The organism is Ancylobacter sp. FA202 (assembly GCF_000380205.1).
Lineage (GTDB): Bacteria > Pseudomonadota > Alphaproteobacteria > Rhizobiales > Xanthobacteraceae > Ancylobacter.
In genome coordinates, this window is sequence record NZ_KB904818.1 from 4,134,866 (window position 1) to 4,151,245 (window position 16,380).

Consider the following 16,380-nt stretch of genomic DNA (forward strand, 5'->3'; position numbering starts at 1 on the left):
AGGCTCCGTCGTGAGGGGGCGACCCTTCGGGTCCGTCGCCGCACGCTAGTGATGCCGCGTGCCGTGGTCACGACCGCATGCATCACGTTCGGGTGAGGCTAGCCGGCTCAGAACTTGTGCTTGAAGCCAAGCTCGATGCCGTTATAGGCGGGCTCGCCATCGGTCCAGTCGCGCTCGATGAAGAGCGTGATGGCGGTATGGTCGGTGGCCCAATAGCTGATGCCGGTGGCGATTTCGGGCGTGTTGTAATCGTTGGCCGTGTCGAAGGCATTGCGGTAGCGCAGCTTGAACGCGGTCCAGGTGAACTGCTTGGTGAACGGTATGTCGGCCGCAACGCTGAAGAAATAGTAAGGGAAATTGCTGGGATCGTCCGACTCGATGAAATGTTGGCCGATGCCGGCCATGCCCGTCAGGGCGAAGGCGCCGAAATTGTGCGTGTAGCCGACCGATGCGTCGACATTGACCTTGTAGTCGGTGGTTCGCGCCGTGTCGTAGTACTTTCCATTCGCGGCAATGATGAAATGGTTGTCGAAGGTGTGGGCGATGCCGAGCCCCCAGTCGGTCCCTTTGGTATCGCTGAAATCGTCCGGGACGCGCTCTGTCGTCACGTTGCCGGAAAGTGTGGTGCTGCCGGCAAGGGCCGGCGTCAGCGGCGAGAGGCAGAGAAAAAGACAGGAAGCAGCGAGGGTGCCGGCGCGCATGAACTAACCCCAAAGGTTGTTGTTCGGAGCGTGCGCGACATCGGAGGTCCCGAGCTATCGGATCCCGGCGTGTGGCCAGTAATTCGAGTTATGTCGAAGCTGTCGCGGCCTCAGGTCTTCGGCTTTTGCTTCAGAACGACATAGGTTATGGCGGCGACCAGGGTCAGCGCCACGAAGATCACGCCCACGACGTTGATCACCGGCGAGAGCCCGAAGCGCAGCCTCGAAGCGATCTCGGTGACAAGAGTCCACTCGCCTCCGATGGCGAACACCGTGGTGTTGTAGTTCTCGAACGATTGCAGGAATGCGACGACGGCGGCGGTGAAGCAGGTCGGCGCGAGAAAGGGCAGGGTGATGCGCCGGAACACCAGCAGATGGCTGGCGCCGAGGTCGAGCGCCGCTTCCTCCAGTGTGCGGTCCTGCCGCTGCAGCCGCGCGAGGAAGAGCAGCATCGCGTAGGAGGCGATGAAGCTCGACTGCGCCATGACGGCGACGAACAGCCCGCCCGGCACGCCGAATTCGCGCCAGAAGATCAGGCTGGAAATGCCCAGAATAATGCCCGGCGTCAGCACCGGCGAGACCAGCACGGAATAGAGCATCGTGCCGGAACGCTCGCCGAGCCGCGTGAGAATCAGCGCGCCCGACAGGCCGGCGGGGATCGACACGGCGATGACCCCGAGCGCCACCAGCACGGAATTCACCAGCCCCTGCAGCAGGCGTTGGTCATTGGCGAGGGCGACGAACCATTTGAAGGTGAAGCCCTGCCATTGGGTCACAGACGGGTAGTCGAAGGAGTTGAACGCCGCCGCCGACATCACCGCCAGCGGCAGGAAGAGGTAGAGAACGAACAGGCCGATATAGATATTCAGCACCAGCCGCGCGCCGGCGCTCTCGGTGGCGGTGCTCATTTCGCGATGTCCCTCAGCCCGACGCCGAACAGGCGCATCATCAGGAGGATGAAAGCGGTGCAGACCACGAGGAGCGAGACGGCATAGGCCGAGCCCATGTTCCAGTTGTTGCTCTCATAGAACTGCCGGTACACCAACTGGCTGAACCAGTCGCCGCCCTGGCCGCGCGTCATGATCGCCGGCACGGAATAGGAGCCGGCGGAGAGCATGAAGGTCATGATGCAGCCCACCGCGATGCCCGGCTTGGCGTGCGGGATGATGACACGGCGATGGATGCGGAAGGTGGAGGCCCCGAGGTCCCGCGCCGCTTCGATCTGGTTGCGGTCCAGCGTCTCCAGTGTGTTTACCATTGGGAACACCATGAACAGCACATAGGTGTAGATCATCGCCAGGAAGACGGCGGAGGGATTCTCCAGGAAGGGGATCCACTCGCGCGCGTCGAGATCGATGAACCCCATCCATTGCAGCACGCCGTTGATGACGCCGCGATAGTCCAGAATCATCAGCCAGGCATAGACCCGCAGCAATTCGTTGATCGCATAGGGCACGATCAGCGCGACCATCAGGATGATCGCCTTGCGCGGCCCACTCGCCAGCGCGACGACATAGGCGACGGGGTAGCAGACGACCAGCGCCAGCGCCGTCACCAGCAGCGCGTAGAAAATGGTGCGAACGAAGATATAGAAATGCAGCCCGCTCATGCGGGTGAAATTGGCGAGGCCGTAGCTCTTTGGCGGGTTTGTCTCCTGCGCCTCCAGCGTGGCGATCGCGGCCTGTTTCTCCGCGAGGCTCTGGTCGAACGCCGTTTTCTTCGCCGGGTCGGTTTCGACCTCACGGTCCAGCTCGATCAGCGAGATGTCGTTATAGAGCCGATCGATGGTGAGCGAGATGTCCCCCTTCGATTCGCGCCACCACAGCGACTGCTCAACCATCGCCCCGAGCGGCACCAGGATCAGTACCAGGACCCAGATCACCGCGATGCCGGCGATCGCCGAGGCGAGGGGGCGGCCATAGGCGCGGGCGAGGCTACCCATGGGCCAGCGCTCCCACCGGGTAGACCAGCGCATCATCGATCCCGAAGGACAGGGTCAGTTCTTCGGGCAGATCGCGGACCGAGGGGCCGTTCGGCACGGTGACGACGAGCGTCTGCCCCGCGGCGGCGCAGTGCAGATGTACCGATGGGCCTTCGAGATTGCGCGCGGCGAGGCGGGCGGTGACCGTGTTGGTACCGCCGGGCCCGAGCACGATGCGTTCGGGGCGAACCATGAGCAGTGCGGCCTCGCCCAGCCGGATCGGGCCCTTCACCCGTCCCTCGATCCGACCGATCGGCGTGTCGACCGTAGCGACCGTATCGGCGAGGCTCGCCACCGTGCCGCGCAGCACGTTCTGCTCGCCGACAAAGGTGGCGACGAAGGGCGTGGCCGGCTCGGCATAGAGCGTGTCGGCATCGGCGACCTGCTCCAGCTTGCCCCGGCTCATCACCGCCACGCGGTCGGACATGGCGAGCGCCTCGCCCTGGTCGTGGGTGATGTAGATGAAGGTGATGCCGACACGCTTCTGGATCGCACGCAGCTCGCTGCGCATGTGCTGGCGCAGCTTGAGATCAAGCGCCGAGAGCGGTTCGTCGAGCAGCAGGACAGCGGGTTCCACCGCCAGCGCCCGGGCGATGGCGACACGCTGGCGCTGGCCGCCCGAGAGGTCGGCGGGCTTCTTGTCGCCATAGCCACCGAGCGCCACGAGTTCGAGCAGCTCCTGCGCACGCTTCAGCCGCTCGGCCTTGCGCATGCCGCGCGCCTCGAGCCCGAAAGCGACGTTCTCGGCCACGCTCATCAGCGGGAAAAGCGCGAGGTTCTGGAAGATCAGCGCGGTGGGCCGCTCATTGGGGCCCTTGCCGGCCATGTCCTCGCCGCCGATCAGCACCCGGCCGGCTGTCGGCTCGATGAAGCCGGAAATGGTGCGCAGCAGCGTGGTCTTGCCACAGCCGGAGGGCCCAAGGATGGAGAAGAACTCGCCGGCTTGGATGGCGAGGTTGGTCGGCTGCACGGCGGTGGAATCGCCAAAGCGGATCGACACCTGGTCGAGACGCACGTCCTTGCCGCGCATGGGAGTTCCATCAGCCATGAGGTGGTCCGTCCTGGCCGGGCCTATCCGGCCGTCCACGCCCTCGGGAGCATCCACGAGAACGGCGAGCATCCCCGGGGTGCGCCCGGGGATGGGTTTCACAGGGAGAGATGACGGGATCAGCTGTTGGTCAGCTTCTCGACATACTCGCCGCGCAGCTTGGCGTAGAAGTCGGTCTGCATCGGCCACCAGAACAGGTTGTCGATGGTGCCGGCCGGGTAGGCCGCATCGAAGGCCGCCCGCGCTTCCTCAGAGAGGAACTGCTGGGCGCCGGCGGCGCAGCTGTTGTAGCCGGTGGTGTTGGCGAAACGCGCGCCGACTTCCGGCTGGTAGATGAAGTTGGCGAAGGCGTAGGCCTGCTCGACATTCTCGGCGCCCGAGGGGATGCCGAGCGTGTCGGTCCAGGCGAGACCGCCTTCCTTCGGCATGCCGTAGCTCCACTTCTTGTCGGTGTTGCGGTGGAGCAGGATGCCGGTGGTGTCCCAGGTCTGGCCGATGGTGCAGCCGGCGTCGGTGAAGGCGGCGGTCGCCTCGGTGGCGTTGTTCCAGTAGGCGCCGATATTGCCCTTATGGGCGAGGATGTACTTCAGCACGCCCTCGAAGACGCGGCGCGAATCGGCCTCGGACTTGTAGAGGTCCATGCCGCGATCCGACTTCAGTTCACCCGTGGCATCGAGATAGAGCGCCACGCCGTTGAACACCGACTTCTGGCGGATCGCGGTCTGCTTCGGGTGGTCGGCCAGCCACATGTCACCATAGGAAATGTCGCCGGACTTCTTGCCGGGGAACTTGGTCGAATCCCAGGTGATGCCCTCGGTGCCCCAGTCGAACGGCACGAGATAGCGCTTGCCACGATAGGCGGCGCCGAGCTTGAGCGAATTGCGATAGATCGAAGGAATGATCAGCGCGCTCTGGAACTTAGCTTCGTCGATCGGCTGGAGCAGGTTGTCCTTGTAGTAGTTCGGGCCGGTGTCGACGGACGGGAAGATGATGTCGAAGCCCTTGCCGCCGGCGGCGCGCAGCTTGTTCTCGCACTCTTCGTTGGAACCGTAGGTCGACAGGTTCACCTTCACGCCGGTGGCGTTGGTGTAATCGGCCAGCAGGGTGTTCTTGTCGAAATAGTCACCCCAGGCATAGACATTGAGCGAGCCGGAGGTGGCGAGCGCGTCGTGGGCGCGCAGCACGGCCGGCGCAGCGAGCGCGAAGGCGCCAGCCTTCATCAGGTCACGACGAGAAAAGCGGGTCATCATTACCTCCCATTGCCCCCGGAGGGCGAAACTGCGTCCGCTCTAGTTCGGGGCGATGAAGTGACGATGACACGGTAAATCCGCGCGAGAAAGCCGCTGTCGCGCAGTGACAGTCACTTGTCGGAATTGTTCAGCGAGGAGAGACGGCGGCGCCGTCGGGACAGGCGGGGCAGGCCCGTGGGGGTGCGACAATCTGTCATGTGCGACAAGGGTGGCTTTGCGACGTGTCTGCCTTAGTTTCTGCGCACCCGTTGATCCGGGCCCCTCTGACGCGAGCCGCCGGCGTTCGCGTGATGTCGGATCGCTTCCCGACGTCGCGCCGGCAGGACTGTGTGCAGATGAACTCGATACCCCCTTCACGTCGATCCAAAATGCCTCATCGTGCGTTAACGCGCCGCGAGCGCGTTGCTGCGCCGACCCGTCTCTTGGCGATTTCTGGGGAGTGATCCGGTGGACTATTTGATGGAACTTGCCGCCAGCCCGGCAGCCTGGGCGGCGCTGATTACGCTGATTGCGATGGAAGTCGTGCTCGGCATCGACAACCTGCTGTTCATCTCGATCCTGACCAACAAGCTGCCCGCAGATATTCGTCCGCGTGCCCGGCGAATCGGCATCGGGCTGGCGCTGATCATGCGCCTCGGCCTGCTCAGCACCATCGCGATCATCGTGACGCTGGTTGAGCCGGTTTTCTCCGTGTTCGGCCATCCCTTCTCGTGGCGCGACCTTATTCTGATCGCCGGCGGCCTCTTCCTAGTGTGGAAGGCGACGAAGGAAATCCACCACAGCATGGCGTCGCATGACGAGCAGGAAGCCTCGCTCGGCGGGACGCTTCAGTTGAGCTTCGGTGCTGCCATCGTGCAGATCCTGATTCTCGACCTCGTCTTCTCGGTCGACAGCATCATCACCGCCGTCGGCATGACCGAGCACATTCCGATCATGGTGATCGCGGTCGTGTTCGCGGTGCTGACCATGCTGTTCGCGGCCGGTCCGCTGGCGAACTTCATCAACCGCAACCCGTCCATCGTGATGCTGGCGCTCGGCTTCTTGCTGCTGATCGGCACGACGCTGATCGCTGAAGGCTTCGGTGCCCACGTCTCGAAGGGCTACATCTACGCGGCGATGGCCTTCTCGGCCCTCGTCGAGGGCTTGAACATGGCCCAGCGCAAGCGCCGGCCCACGGCGATCGGCCAGGCAATGACGGGCAATCCTCACCCGGCGCCGGACGCGGCGCCGGTCGATCAGGGGCGCGTGGGCGCGTGATAACGCTGAGGCGGCGTGCCGAAGTGAAAGGCTCCGCCGCCTGACAATGCTATGATCCGGGCTCCCTCCAGCGAAGGAGACCCGGATCATGACGGATACAAGCGACCCGCAGGCCGCCGTTGGCCGCGCGCCCGAGCCGCCCGCCGACAGCAAACTCACCCGCACCAAGCGGGCCTGGGCGCGGCAAGGCAAGTTCCTCACGGGCCGCATCACCCGACCGGAGGAGGAACGGCTTCCCCCCGGACAGCATTTGGTGCGCGACTGGCCGGTGCTGGACCTCGGCATGCAGCCGCGCATTTCGCTCGACCGCTGGCGGCTCGACGTGACCGGCGAGGTGGAACAACCCATCTCCTGGGACTGGGCGACGTTTCGTGCCTAGAAGCAGACGCAGGAAACCACCGACATCCACTGCGTCACCACCTGGTCGCGCTATGACAATCGCTGGGAGGGGCTCGCCACCCGCGATCTGCTCGACCTCGTGATGCCGCGCGATGGCGCGCGCTTCGTGCTGCTCCACTCCTATGATGGCTACGTCACCAATCTTGCCCTGGAGGATTTCGCCGCGGAGGACGCGCTGATCGTCCACAGCTGGGAGGACAAGCCGCTCACCACAGAGCATGGCGGCCCGGCGCGGCTCGTGGTGCCGCATCTGTATTTCTGGAAGAGCGCGAAATGGCTCAAGAAGATCGAGTTCGTCGCTGCCGACAAGCGCGGCTTCTGGGAGGAGAATGGCTACCACAACCACGCAGATCCGTGGAAGGAGGAGCGCTATTCCGATGAGGAGTGAGCGCGCGTCCGAGGCTTCCTGCCGACTTCCGACAGCCTGGCGGTGAGGGCACGTGGCGGGATTGCCCGCTCAGCCTGGCTGAAGGGGAGGGGACTGGTGCCGGCGGAGGGGATCGAACCCCCGACCTTCGGTTTACAAAACCGCTGCACTACCGCTGTGCTACGCCGGCCAAGCCAGTCCGCACCAACCCGTCCTCGCCCTTGGGGGGCTGGCGGCATCGGTTCGCTTCTGCCGCCTCGGTGACTGCGTCGGAGGCGACAAGGTTCTCTTCGCCGATGGCCGCCGCCCGGTCAAGACGGGCGCGCGGCGTGGCTCTGCCAGTTGCTCAGCGAGGGGCGCTGAAGCTTGTCATCTTGCCGCCGCGGAAACGGCATTCGACATTCCAGAATCCGGGCTTTGCCCCGGGCTTGATGACGTTGAAAGAGAGCTTCACCACCTTCTCGCGACCGGGGACCACGATCTTGGCGGCGAGCTTGACGACCGGGTAGGGCGGCGCCGCCCGTGCCGCTTTCTCGCAGTAGTTCAACGCATCCCGGTCGGAAATCTCGTTGGGAATGGGAGGGGGCCCGGGACGCCACGGCGGCGGCGGGTTCGGATAGGGATAAGGTGGCGGGGGGGCCGGATAGGGGTAAGGCGGCGGAGGTGCAGGGCGATTCTGATCCAGCGTCATCCGGCAGTCGGAATAGGCCCGCGTGCCCGGCGCCAGGCCCCAGGAGCGGCACTTGGCGTCATCTGCCTGATCCGGGGTCGGATAGGCCGGCGGATAAGCCGGGGGATAGGGTGGAGGATAGGGTGAGGGTGGCGGGTATTGGGCGAATGCCGGTGCCACTGTGAGCAGCAGTGCCGTTAAGGTTGAAAGCAGGTGTCGCAAGATCGTCGGCCCCCGTGAGATGTCCATTGCGTGCGGCGCGCCGGCGAGACTGTCAAGCGCTGGCGACAGCGGTTCCAGTGCGGCGCGCTCTGGCCGGGAGTTGCCATCCACCGCGCGTTGGAGGGATGCAAATCAACCTGCTCGCCTTTCGCTGCTCCAGAACGGCTGCTGACGTGCCCGTGATGTTAATGCCCACGCTGGCGCGCCAGCGCTTTCCGGCGGGGGACAGTCTGACGCTGCGTGCACCATCAAACACCACCACACGGCTGATTCGCCTGCGCAGCGAAGGGGCTAGGGCGTGTACGGTCGAGCCATTCCACTGCCGCAGCGGCATCGGTAGGATAGGCCCGTTTGGTTGGTAGGCCGGTATGATGCCCATCCAATCCCCAAATACCGGGCCTTCCCCCGCAAACTGAGCAAAATACGCCATTGCGCGAAACGCTGCCTTCTGCGAGACGAATCCGTGGGATCCGTTCGCAACGGCGCGTGCCGAATCCCCCTGCGGTGAGGATCACCACGGGCACGCCATTTGGGAGGCTGGACTATGAAGCGATTTTTGGTCGGACTGGCGGCACTGCTGCTGGCCGGCATGGCCGGCAGCGCGTCGGCCCAGACGATGAGCTATGCGGAAGCCGGAGCCCTGATCGCCAAGAGCTGCGGTCCCTCCATCGAGAAGTTCTGCGCCAAGGACAATCTCGGCACCGGCGCGGTTCGCAACTGCCTGATGGCGCACCAGGACCAGGTGCCGCAGCAGTGCTTCGACGATTACGCCGCCGCGCGCTCGTCGATCGCCAAGCGACTCGCGGCGCAGGGCGACGCCTGGAACGTGTGCAACGCCAATATCCGCCAGGCCTGCGCCGGCGTGCAGCCGGGCGATGCCAACATTCTCACCTGTCTGCAGTCGGCCAGCAAGGTGATCCGGCCTGCCTGCAAGGACATCCTGGTCGATGCCGGCTGGTGGCAGTGACGAGCGGCGAAACGCTAGGGAAAAGAGACAGATCATGACCCGTATCACCCGTTTCGTCGGTGGGCTCGCCCTCGCCGCCGCGCTCGCCGCGCCGCTCGCCGGCACCGCGACCGCGCAGTCGTCCGATACCGACGCGCAGATCATGCAGGGCCTTTCGCAGGCCACGCTGTTCGATCCGGCGCTGACCGCCCAGGTTCTGCGCCAGATGGCGCAGGACGCAGTCACCCAGAACCTGCCGCTGACGCTCGACAAGTCCGAGATCGCCAAGCGGCTCGACAAGCTCGCCCAGATCACCGTGCAGATCCAGTTCGCGCTCGGCTCGGACGTCATCCGTCCCGAGTCCTACCGGACGCTGGGCTCCATCGCCGATGCGATGCACCACCCGATCCTGGCGAACTACAAGTTCATCGTGGTCGGCAACACCGACACGACAGGCACGCGCGCCTTTAACCTCAAGCTCAGCCAGGAGCGCGCCCAGGCCATCGTGCAGGCGCTTATCGTCGTGTACGGCATCTCGCCGGATCGCCTGGAGGCCGTCGGCCTTGGTCAGGAGGCGCTGCAGGTGCCCTCCAAGCCGCAGGACCCGATCAACCGCCGCGTGCAGATCTTCACCATCGGCACCGTCGGCCCGATGGGTAGTCCGGTGCCCACCAGCGCGCCCTGAGCAGGACGCCGCTTTTTTCGTGTGTTAGGAAGCCGGCCGGTGCCTCGCGCACCGGCCGGCTTTCGCTTGCGGCCAGCCCTTTCCGTCAAATCCAGAGTTTGAGCAGATGAGCATCAAGAGAATCGAAGTCGGTCCGCGCATGAGCGAGGCCGTGATCCACGGGTCGGTCGTGTATCTGGCCGGCCAGGTCGCCAAGGGCGACAGTGTGACGGCGCAGACGCAGGCCGTGCTCGACCAGATCGACGCGCTGCTCGCGCAGGCCGGCACCGACAAGACCAAGCTGCTGACCGCCACCATCTATCTCGCCGACATCGCAACCTTCGCCGAGATGAACGCGGTGTGGGACACATGGGTCTCGGCCGGGAACACCCCGGCCCGCGCCACGGTCGAAGCGGCGCTGGCGACGCCGGACTACAAGGTCGAGATCGTCGTCAAGGCGGCGATCTGAGATCTGCCGGTCAGGCACCGGCAAGGCGCAAGAAAAAGGCCCCGTCGCGAGACGGGGCCTTTGCTTTTTTGAGCGGCACCGCCCCGAAGGGCGGCGCCGGGCACGTCCTCAATGCCAGTTCTCGAGGTCGCGCTTGTTGGTCTCCGGCGCCAGGACGAGGCCGATGACGAAGGTCGCGAGAGCCACGATGATCGGGTACCAGAGGCCGTAATAGATGTCGCCGGTGGCCGCCACCATGGCGAAGGCCGTGGTGGGCAGGAAGCCGCCGAACCAGCCATTGCCGATATGGTAGGGCAGCGACATGGCGGTGTAGCGGATGCGGGTCGGGAACAGTTCGACCAGCCAGGCCGCGATGGGGCCGTACACCATGGTCACAAACAGTACGAGGACGGTCAGGAGCGCGACCACCATCGGCGTGTTGATGGCGGCCGGGTCCGCCTTGGCGGGATAGCCGGCGGCACGGATGGCGTCGGTCATGCTGGCCGTGAAGGCGTCGGACGCGGTCTTGAAGGCGGCCGGGTCGGCACCGACGCCGCTGACGGACGAGATCACCTTGTCGCCGACCTTGACGCTGGCAAGCGTGCCGGCGGGGGCCGCTTCGTTCGAGTAGTTCACCGAATTGCGCGCTAGGAAGGACTTGGCGACGTCGCACGAACTGACGAACTTGGCCGTGCCGACCGGGTTGAACTGGAACGAGCACTCGGCGGGATCGGCGACGACGGTGACAGGCGAGGTGGCCTGTGCCCGCTCAAGCGCCGGATTGGCATAGTGCGTGATGGCGGCGAAGATCGGGAAATAGGTCAGCGCCGCGATGAGGCAGCCGCCGAGGATGATCGGCTTGCGGCCGATCTTGTCGGACAGCCAGCCGAACACGATGAAGAACGGCGTACCGATCAGCAGCGAGATGGCGATCAGCACGTTGGCGGTCCAGCCGTCGACCTTCAGCGTCTGGGTGAGGAAGAACAGGGCGTAGAACTGGCCCGTGTACCACACCACGGCCTGGCCGGCAGTGCCGCCGAACAGGGCGATGAGGCCGACCTTGGCATTTTCCCAGCGGCCGAAGGCTTCGGTGAGCGGGGCCTTCGAGGTCTTGCCCTCTTCTTTCATCTTCTTGAAGACGGGTGATTCGTTCAGCGTCAGACGGATCCAGACCGAGACGGCGAGCAGGATGATCGACACCAGGAACGGAATGCGCCAGCCCCACTCCGCGAAGGCGGCCTCGCCGAGATAGGTGCGGGTGCCGAGGATGACCAGCAGCGACAGGAACAGGCCGAGCGTCGCCGTGGTCTGGATCCACGAGGTGTAGAAGCCGCGGCGACCCGCAGGCGCGTGCTCGGCGACATAGGTGGCGGCGCCGCCATATTCACCGCCCAGCGCAAGGCCCTGGAACAGTCGGAGGATGATCAGGATCACCGGCGCGGCGATACCCCAGCTGGCGTAATTGGGCAGGATGCCGACCACGAAGGTCGATGCGCCCATCAGCAGGATGGTGATGAGGAAGGTGTATTTGCGGCCGACGAGATCGCCGAGCCGGCCGAAGAAGATGGCGCCGAACGGGCGAACCGCGAAGCCGGCGGCGAAGGCCATAAGGGCGAAGATGAAGGCCGCTGTCGGGTTCACGCCCGAGAAGAACTGAGCGGCGATGATCGCCGAGAGTGAGCCGTACAGATAGAAATCGTACCACTCGAAGACGGTGCCCAGCGAAGAGGCGAAGATGACCTTCCTTTCTTCGCGGGTCATGGGAGCGGTCTTTCCGGCCGGTCCCGCAGTTGTTACGCTCATGTGTTTCCCTTCCCCAAGATTAGGTCGCGCCAATGCAGAGACGTGCGACGTCGATCGCACGCGCAAAAAGACCAGCTCGCGAGAGCCGCCCGTTGTGATGGCCGAGTTTGGGAGTCCCTTCGGGGAACGCCTTACGCTCGGGCTGTCTCCTCCCGGAGGCGGCCCGCTATGACGGATGCGGCGCCTTTCCCCGGTGACTTGGCGCGCGGAATTCTCTGATTCCGTCGCATGCCTCAGGGGAGAGTGGCGAAACTGGGACAGTTTGACGATTGGCAATTGGTCGTAAACTGCCGCAGATGCTGCGCTGCGGCAGAAAAAACCTTCACGGCGAAGTAAAACCGCGGATCAGGCCGTGCTGCCGATGGCTCGCCGGGCGATATAGAGCGCCAGCACGGCGGCATTGGACACGTTCAGGCTGATGATGGAGCCGGGAAGATCGATGCGCGCCAGGGTGTCGCAGGTCTGGCGAGTGAGGTGTCGCAGGCCCTTGCCCTCCGCGCCCAGAACCAGCGCGGTCGGTGCGGTGAGCCGCGTGTCGACGAGATCGGCCCCGCCTTCGCTGTCGAGGCCGACGACGAGCACGCCGTTCTGCTTCAATTCGTCCAGCGCCCGGGCGAGGTTGCCGACAAAGCAGAACGGGACATATTCCAGCCCGCCGCTGGCGCTCTTGGCCAGAACGCCGGTGGCGGCCGGGCTGTGGCGCGCCGTGGTGACGATGGCGCCGACCTTCAGCGCCGCCGCTGAGCGCACGATAGCCCCCACATTGTGCGGATCGGTGATCTGGTCGAGCACGAGCAGAAGATCGCACTCCGCCGCCTTGGACAGGCTGAGCGAGGGGAGGGGATCGCATTCGGCGAGCATCCCCTGATGCACCGCGTCGGGGTCGAGAAGCCGGTCGATCTCGCCGGGCCGGACGATCTCGGGGGCGATGCGCTGGGGAATCGCCTCTTCTTCCAGCCGGCGCGCCGCGTTCTCGGTCAGCATCAGCCGGCGCAGCTTGCGGCGCGGGTTGCGTAGCGCCTCGACGACGCTGTGCCAGCCATACAGAATCGCCACATCGTCCGGCCACGCGCCGAAGGGGCGTCCGGCGGGACGGGGGCGAGGCTGGCGGGGGCGTCCGGCGGAAGGCTTGGGACGGCCGGGCGGACGGCTGGGGCGATCGTTCATGCGCGCGTTCTGTCACGGCGCGCGCCGCTTGGCAATTTCACACGGGTATCAGGCCGCCGGCCCACGAAGGGGAGGCTGGTGGGCGATCGGGGTGGCCTGCGACGACGTTCACCAGCCTTGAGAATCGGCAAGCCTTGCGCAGAATCGGCACCCCGTCGCCGCGCGAACCCGTGCGCCGGTCAGGCACGGTCATTCCATGCCGCCATGCGAGCGGTCCGGCCGCGCTCACGTGACCCGGGCCGGATGCGCCGAGATCACCCACATCGCATGCCATCGGGCAGGGCGGGGCGGTGTTTCCTGTCGCTTTCCTATCCGGCATCGCCTGTGCGAGGTGACGGAACAGCTGCGTGATCCACAGCTTGCGGCGAGGAACGACGCGGCGGGGTTGACAGGGAACGGGCACCTCACCATAAAGCCGGCCGCACGGGAGCCGCGCATCGCGCCGGTTTTTCCGTCAGGTCGACAAGCCGGTGTATCTCGACGCACCGCAGATCGGCCGACGTGCGAGGGGGAGTGTCCCGAGCGGCAAAGGGGGCGGACTGTAAATCCGCTGGCTATGCCTTCGTAGGTTCGAGTCCTACCTCCCCCACCACGTCGCCTTCCGATAGAATGCGCCGATCTTCGCGGGTGTAGCTCAATGGTAGAGCAACAGCCTTCCAAGCTGATGACGAGGGTTCGATTCCCTTCACCCGCTCCACTTTTTCCGCGCAGCCCCCATATGAGGCGTCGGCGCGGTCCCTTCGCAGGACGGCCGGCACCCTCCGAGGGCTGAGCGTTATCCCCGTCCGTGCAGAGGCCGCGCAACGCGGCACTTGCGGAAACGTCGGAAACCGCCTATCCCACGGCCCGATTTTTCGCGGCCCGCATGTCGCTGAAGGAAACGAGATATGGCCAAAGAGAAGTTCAACCGTTCGAAGCCTCACTGCAACATCGGGACGATTGGCCATGTTGACCATGGCAAGACGTCTCTGACGGCTGCGATCACGAAGGTTCTTGCGGAGACGGGCGGCGCGACGTTCACGGCGTACGACCAGATCGACAAGGCGCCGGAAGAGAAGGCGCGCGGCATCACGATCTCGACCGCTCACGTTGAGTACGAGACGACGAACCGCCACTACGCCCACGTCGACTGCCCCGGCCACGCGGATTATGTGAAGAACATGATCACCGGCGCGGCGCAGATGGACGGCGCGATCCTGGTGGTTTCGGCGGCTGACGGCCCGATGCCGCAGACCCGCGAGCACATCCTTCTGGCCCGCCAGGTCGGCGTTCCGGCGCTGGTGGTGTTCCTGAACAAGTGCGACCAGGTCGACGACGAAGAGCTGCTCGAGCTGGTCGAGCTCGAGGTTCGCGAGCTGCTGTCGAAGTACGACTTCCCGGGCGACGACATCCCGATCATCCGTGGCTCGGCGCTGGTGGCGCTGCAGAACGGCGACGCCAAGCTCGGCCACGACGCCGTGCTCGAGTTGATGAAGGCGGTCGACGCCTACATCCCGCAGCCGGAGCGTCCGGTTGACCTGCCGTTCCTGATGCCGATCGAAGACGTGTTCTCGATCTCGGGTCGCGGCACGGTGGTGACGGGTCGCGTCGAGCGCGGCATCATCAAGGTCGGCGAGGAAGTCGAGATCGTCGGCATTCGTCCGACCATCAAGACGACGGTCACGGGCGTGGAAATGTTCCGCAAGCTGCTCGACCAGGGCCAGGCCGGCGACAATGTCGGCATTCTGGTTCGCGGCACGAAGCGCGAGGACGTCGAGCGCGGCCAGGTCGTGTGCAAGCCGGGTTCGGTGAAGCCGCACACGAAGTTCAAGGCCGAAGCCTACATCCTGACGAAGGAAGAGGGTGGCCGTCACACGCCGTTCTTCACCAATTACCGCCCGCAGTTCTACTTCCGGACGACGGACGTGACCGGCATCGTGACCCTGCCGGAAGGCACGGAAATGGTTATGCCGGGCGACAACATCACGGTCGACGTGGCGCTGATCGTGCCGATCGCGATGGAAGAAAAGCTGCGCTTCGCCATCCGCGAAGGCGGCCGCACCGTCGGCGCCGGCGTCGTCGCCTCCATCATCGAGTGATCGAAGCGAGCGGACCGTTCGCGTCAAGCGCGAACGGTTGCGGCGCCGTCGTCGGCGTCTCCATCATCGCGTGATGGACCAAGGCAGGGATGCGCTGGCCGCATCCCTTTCCGGTACCGAAGTTTTTCCCACTTCGATGCCGAACTGTTGAAACCGGCGCGCGCGCCCCTCGACGTGGACGCGCCGCCGGTTATAGTGCCTCGCGATTCGAGAGGCGGACCTCCGGGGCATTGCCCCGTCCGCCTCTTCTAGGAGTGTAGCTCAACTGGTAGAGCACCGGTCTCCAAAACCGGGGGTTGGGGGTTCGAGCCCCTCCACTCCTGCCACCCTTCCCAAGAGGGTGGCAGGCACGGCGGCAAAGGTTCTTTGACGCGAGGCGGCTTTGCGGGCTATACGCCCGCTTCGTGCATTTTTAGAGGGTCGTGCCGAAGCGTCGCCTAAGGGCGGTGCGCGGCGGGACCCGCAGGCGGCGCGCCGCGATCAGCCGATACCGGCGCGGGCCGCATCAGAGGCGTTTCGAGACGAGCATGGCGAAGACGAACCCGGTCGAGTTCTTTCAGCAGGTCCGCGCGGAAGCCCGCAAGGTCACCTGGCCGACCCGTCGCGAGACGCTCATCACTACCGCGATGGTGTTCGTCATGGTGGTGCTGGCCTCGCTGTTCTTCCTGGTCGCCGACCAGATTCTGAGCTTCGTTGTCGCTCAGATCCTGCAAATCGGCCGTTGAGGAGAGACGCGATGCCGATGCGCTGGTACATCGTCCACGCCTATTCCAACTTTGAGAAGAAGGTCGCGGATTCCATCAAGGAACAGGCTGCACAGCGCGGCCTCACCGATCTCTTCGAGCAGGTGCTGGTGCCGACCGAGAAGGTCGTCGAGGTGCGCCGCGGCCGCAAGGTCGATGCCGAGCGCAAGTTCTTCCCCGGCTATGTGCTGGTGAAGATGGACCTCACCGACGAGGCCTTCCACCTCATCAAGAACACGCCGAAAGTCACCGGCTTCCTCGGCGCCGACAACAAGCCGATGCCGATCGCCGAGAAGGAGGCCATGCGCATCCTTCAGCAGGTGCAGGAAGGCATTGAGCGGCCCAAGCCCTCGATCACCTTCGAGGTCGGCGAGACGGTCAAGGTGTCGGACGGTCCCTTCGCTTCCTTCAATGGCATCGTCGAGGAAGTCGACGAGGGCCGCTCCCGCCTCAAGGTGGCGGTGTCGATCTTCGGTCGCGCCACCCCGGTCGAGCTTGAATTCGGTCAGGTCGAGAAGGTCTGAGGGCCGATCCTTCGGAATTCTTTCAAGGGCGCAGCTTCGGCGGCGCCCTTTTTCGTGGGCGGCCGCGTTAACGGGTTAACACCCTCGGTCCGGGCGCGCGTCCTATCCTCCC

Annotated in this window: 15 protein-coding genes, 4 tRNA genes and 1 pseudogene; 11 read left to right on the top strand and 9 right to left on the bottom strand. The window is 65.0% G+C overall.

Features of this window, described 5'->3' with window-relative positions:
• Positions 1-107 precede the first annotated feature (107 nt).
• The 5 genes from A3M1_RS0118975 to A3M1_RS0118995 all read right to left on the bottom strand — a co-directional run bounded on the left by A3M1_RS0118975 (position 108) and on the right by A3M1_RS0118995 (position 4,977).
• On the bottom strand, positions 108-701 hold the full coding sequence (locus tag A3M1_RS0118975) for a hypothetical protein (protein ID WP_018390572.1): 594 nt from the start codon (positions 699-701) through the stop codon (positions 108-110).
• A gap of 110 nt (positions 702-811) precedes the next feature.
• Positions 812-1,609 (bottom strand): ABC transporter permease, encoded by a 798-nt coding sequence (locus tag A3M1_RS0118980; protein WP_018390573.1) that lies wholly within the window; start codon positions 1,607-1,609, stop codon positions 812-814.
• Positions 1,606-2,643 carry an ABC transporter permease gene (locus A3M1_RS0118985; protein ID WP_018390574.1) on the bottom strand — a complete coding sequence of 346 codons (1,038 nt, stop codon included), beginning with the start codon at positions 2,641-2,643 and terminating at the stop codon, positions 1,606-1,608. Before A3M1_RS0118985 ends, A3M1_RS0118980 begins: the two co-directional genes overlap by 4 nt.
• Positions 2,636-3,712 carry an ABC transporter ATP-binding protein gene (locus A3M1_RS0118990; RefSeq protein ID WP_018390575.1) on the bottom strand — a complete coding sequence of 359 codons (1,077 nt, stop codon included), beginning with the start codon at positions 3,710-3,712 and terminating at the stop codon, positions 2,636-2,638. Before A3M1_RS0118990 ends, A3M1_RS0118985 begins: the two co-directional genes overlap by 8 nt.
• 137 nt (positions 3,713-3,849) lie before the next feature.
• Positions 3,850-4,977: an extracellular solute-binding protein gene (locus A3M1_RS0118995; RefSeq protein ID WP_026221400.1), complete on the bottom strand. Its 1,128-nt coding sequence runs from the start codon at positions 4,975-4,977 to the stop codon at positions 3,850-3,852.
• Positions 4,978-5,427: 450 nt separating this feature from the next.
• Here A3M1_RS0118995 and A3M1_RS0119000 point away from each other — a divergent pair, with 450 nt between their 5' ends.
• Together A3M1_RS0119000 and A3M1_RS26755 are read left to right on the top strand one after the other, a co-directional pair.
• Entirely contained in the window at positions 5,428-6,237 is an 810-nt protein-coding gene (locus A3M1_RS0119000; protein WP_018390577.1) for a TerC family protein, read from the top strand.
• 88 nt (positions 6,238-6,325) lie between these two features.
• Positions 6,326-7,024: pseudogene (locus tag A3M1_RS26755) on the top strand (sulfite oxidase-like oxidoreductase).
• A gap of 94 nt (positions 7,025-7,118) precedes the next feature.
• On the opposite strand, the gene A3M1_RS0119015 reads toward A3M1_RS26755, so the two are convergent.
• Positions 7,119-7,193 (bottom strand) — tRNA-Thr (locus A3M1_RS0119015).
• Between the two features lie 156 nt (positions 7,194-7,349).
• Entirely contained in the window at positions 7,350-7,694 is a 345-nt protein-coding gene (locus A3M1_RS26955) for a hypothetical protein (RefSeq protein ID WP_245261755.1), read from the bottom strand.
• A 745-nt stretch (positions 7,695-8,439) separates the two neighbouring features.
• Between A3M1_RS26955 and A3M1_RS0119025 the strand changes: the two genes are divergently transcribed.
• The 3 genes from A3M1_RS0119025 (at position 8,440) to A3M1_RS0119035 (ending at position 9,974) form a co-directional block, all read left to right on the top strand.
• Positions 8,440-8,862 (top strand): hypothetical protein, encoded by a 423-nt coding sequence (locus tag A3M1_RS0119025; protein ID WP_018390581.1) that lies wholly within the window; start codon positions 8,440-8,442, stop codon positions 8,860-8,862.
• 34 nt (positions 8,863-8,896) lie between these two features.
• A complete protein-coding gene (locus tag A3M1_RS0119030; RefSeq protein WP_018390582.1) occupies positions 8,897-9,526 on the top strand; it encodes an OmpA family protein in 630 nt (209 codons plus the stop codon).
• A gap of 106 nt (positions 9,527-9,632) precedes the next feature.
• Complete coding sequence (locus A3M1_RS0119035; protein WP_018390583.1) at positions 9,633-9,974, top strand: RidA family protein; 342 nt, start codon at positions 9,633-9,635, stop codon at positions 9,972-9,974.
• 108 nt (positions 9,975-10,082) lie between these two features.
• Here the strand turns inward: A3M1_RS0119035 and A3M1_RS0119040 are convergent, their stop codons facing one another.
• Positions 10,083-11,714 (bottom strand): MFS transporter, encoded by a 1,632-nt coding sequence (locus tag A3M1_RS0119040; RefSeq protein WP_018390584.1) that lies wholly within the window; start codon positions 11,712-11,714, stop codon positions 10,083-10,085.
• A 387-nt stretch (positions 11,715-12,101) separates the two neighbouring features.
• Complete coding sequence (rlmB, locus tag A3M1_RS0119045) at positions 12,102-12,923, bottom strand: 23S rRNA (guanosine(2251)-2'-O)-methyltransferase RlmB (RefSeq protein WP_026291362.1); 822 nt, start codon at positions 12,921-12,923, stop codon at positions 12,102-12,104.
• Between the two features lie 507 nt (positions 12,924-13,430).
• On the opposite strand from rlmB, the gene A3M1_RS0119050 reads away from it, so the two are divergent.
• The 6 genes from A3M1_RS0119050 to nusG all read left to right on the top strand — a co-directional run bounded on the left by A3M1_RS0119050 (position 13,431) and on the right by nusG (position 16,268).
• Positions 13,431-13,515, top strand: a tRNA-Tyr gene (locus A3M1_RS0119050).
• Positions 13,516-13,546: 31 nt separating this feature from the next.
• A tRNA-Gly gene (locus A3M1_RS0119055) sits at positions 13,547-13,620 on the top strand.
• 190 nt (positions 13,621-13,810) lie between these two features.
• Positions 13,811-15,001, top strand: a complete 1,191-nt coding sequence (tuf, locus tag A3M1_RS0119060; RefSeq protein ID WP_018390586.1) for an elongation factor Tu — start codon at positions 13,811-13,813, stop codon at positions 14,999-15,001.
• Between the two features lie 250 nt (positions 15,002-15,251).
• A tRNA-Trp gene (locus A3M1_RS0119065) sits at positions 15,252-15,327 on the top strand.
• A gap of 201 nt (positions 15,328-15,528) precedes the next feature.
• Positions 15,529-15,726, top strand: coding sequence for a preprotein translocase subunit SecE (gene secE / locus A3M1_RS0119070; protein WP_018390587.1), 198 nt, complete (start codon positions 15,529-15,531; stop codon positions 15,724-15,726).
• A gap of 11 nt (positions 15,727-15,737) precedes the next feature.
• Entirely contained in the window at positions 15,738-16,268 is a 531-nt protein-coding gene (gene nusG, locus A3M1_RS0119075) for a transcription termination/antitermination protein NusG (protein WP_018390588.1), read from the top strand.
• Positions 16,269-16,380 lie beyond the last annotated feature (112 nt).

What these genes read in the sequence shown, in the direction of transcription:
- A3M1_RS0118975 (WP_018390572.1), bottom strand. Translation starts at nt 701, where the DNA reads ATGCGCGCCGGCACCCTCGCTGCTTCCTGTCTTTTTCTCTGCCTCTCG.
- A3M1_RS0118980 (WP_018390573.1), bottom strand. Translation starts at nt 1,609, where the DNA reads ATGAGCACCGCCACCGAGAGCGCCGGCGCGCGGCTGGTGCTGAATATC.
- A3M1_RS0118985 (WP_018390574.1), bottom strand. Translation starts at nt 2,643, where the DNA reads ATGGGTAGCCTCGCCCGCGCCTATGGCCGCCCCCTCGCCTCGGCGATC.
- A3M1_RS0118990 (WP_018390575.1), bottom strand. Translation starts at nt 3,712, where the DNA reads ATGCGCGGCAAGGACGTGCGTCTCGACCAGGTGTCGATCCGCTTTGGC.
- A3M1_RS0118995 (WP_026221400.1), bottom strand. Translation starts at nt 4,977, where the DNA reads ATGACCCGCTTTTCTCGTCGTGACCTGATGAAGGCTGGCGCCTTCGCG.
- A3M1_RS26955 (WP_245261755.1), bottom strand. Translation starts at nt 7,694, where the DNA reads ATGACGCTGGATCAGAATCGCCCTGCACCTCCGCCGCCTTACCCCTAT.
- A3M1_RS0119025 (WP_018390581.1), top strand. Translation starts at nt 8,440, where the DNA reads ATGAAGCGATTTTTGGTCGGACTGGCGGCACTGCTGCTGGCCGGCATG.
- A3M1_RS0119030 (WP_018390582.1), top strand. Translation starts at nt 8,897, where the DNA reads ATGACCCGTATCACCCGTTTCGTCGGTGGGCTCGCCCTCGCCGCCGCG.
- A3M1_RS0119035 (WP_018390583.1), top strand. Translation starts at nt 9,633, where the DNA reads ATGAGCATCAAGAGAATCGAAGTCGGTCCGCGCATGAGCGAGGCCGTG.
- A3M1_RS0119040 (WP_018390584.1), bottom strand. Translation starts at nt 11,714, where the DNA reads ATGACCCGCGAAGAAAGGAAGGTCATCTTCGCCTCTTCGCTGGGCACC.
- rlmB (WP_026291362.1), bottom strand. Translation starts at nt 12,923, where the DNA reads ATGAACGATCGCCCCAGCCGTCCGCCCGGCCGTCCCAAGCCTTCCGCC.
- tuf (WP_018390586.1), top strand. Translation starts at nt 13,811, where the DNA reads ATGGCCAAAGAGAAGTTCAACCGTTCGAAGCCTCACTGCAACATCGGG.
- secE (WP_018390587.1), top strand. Translation starts at nt 15,529, where the DNA reads ATGGCGAAGACGAACCCGGTCGAGTTCTTTCAGCAGGTCCGCGCGGAA.
- nusG (WP_018390588.1), top strand. Translation starts at nt 15,738, where the DNA reads ATGCCGATGCGCTGGTACATCGTCCACGCCTATTCCAACTTTGAGAAG.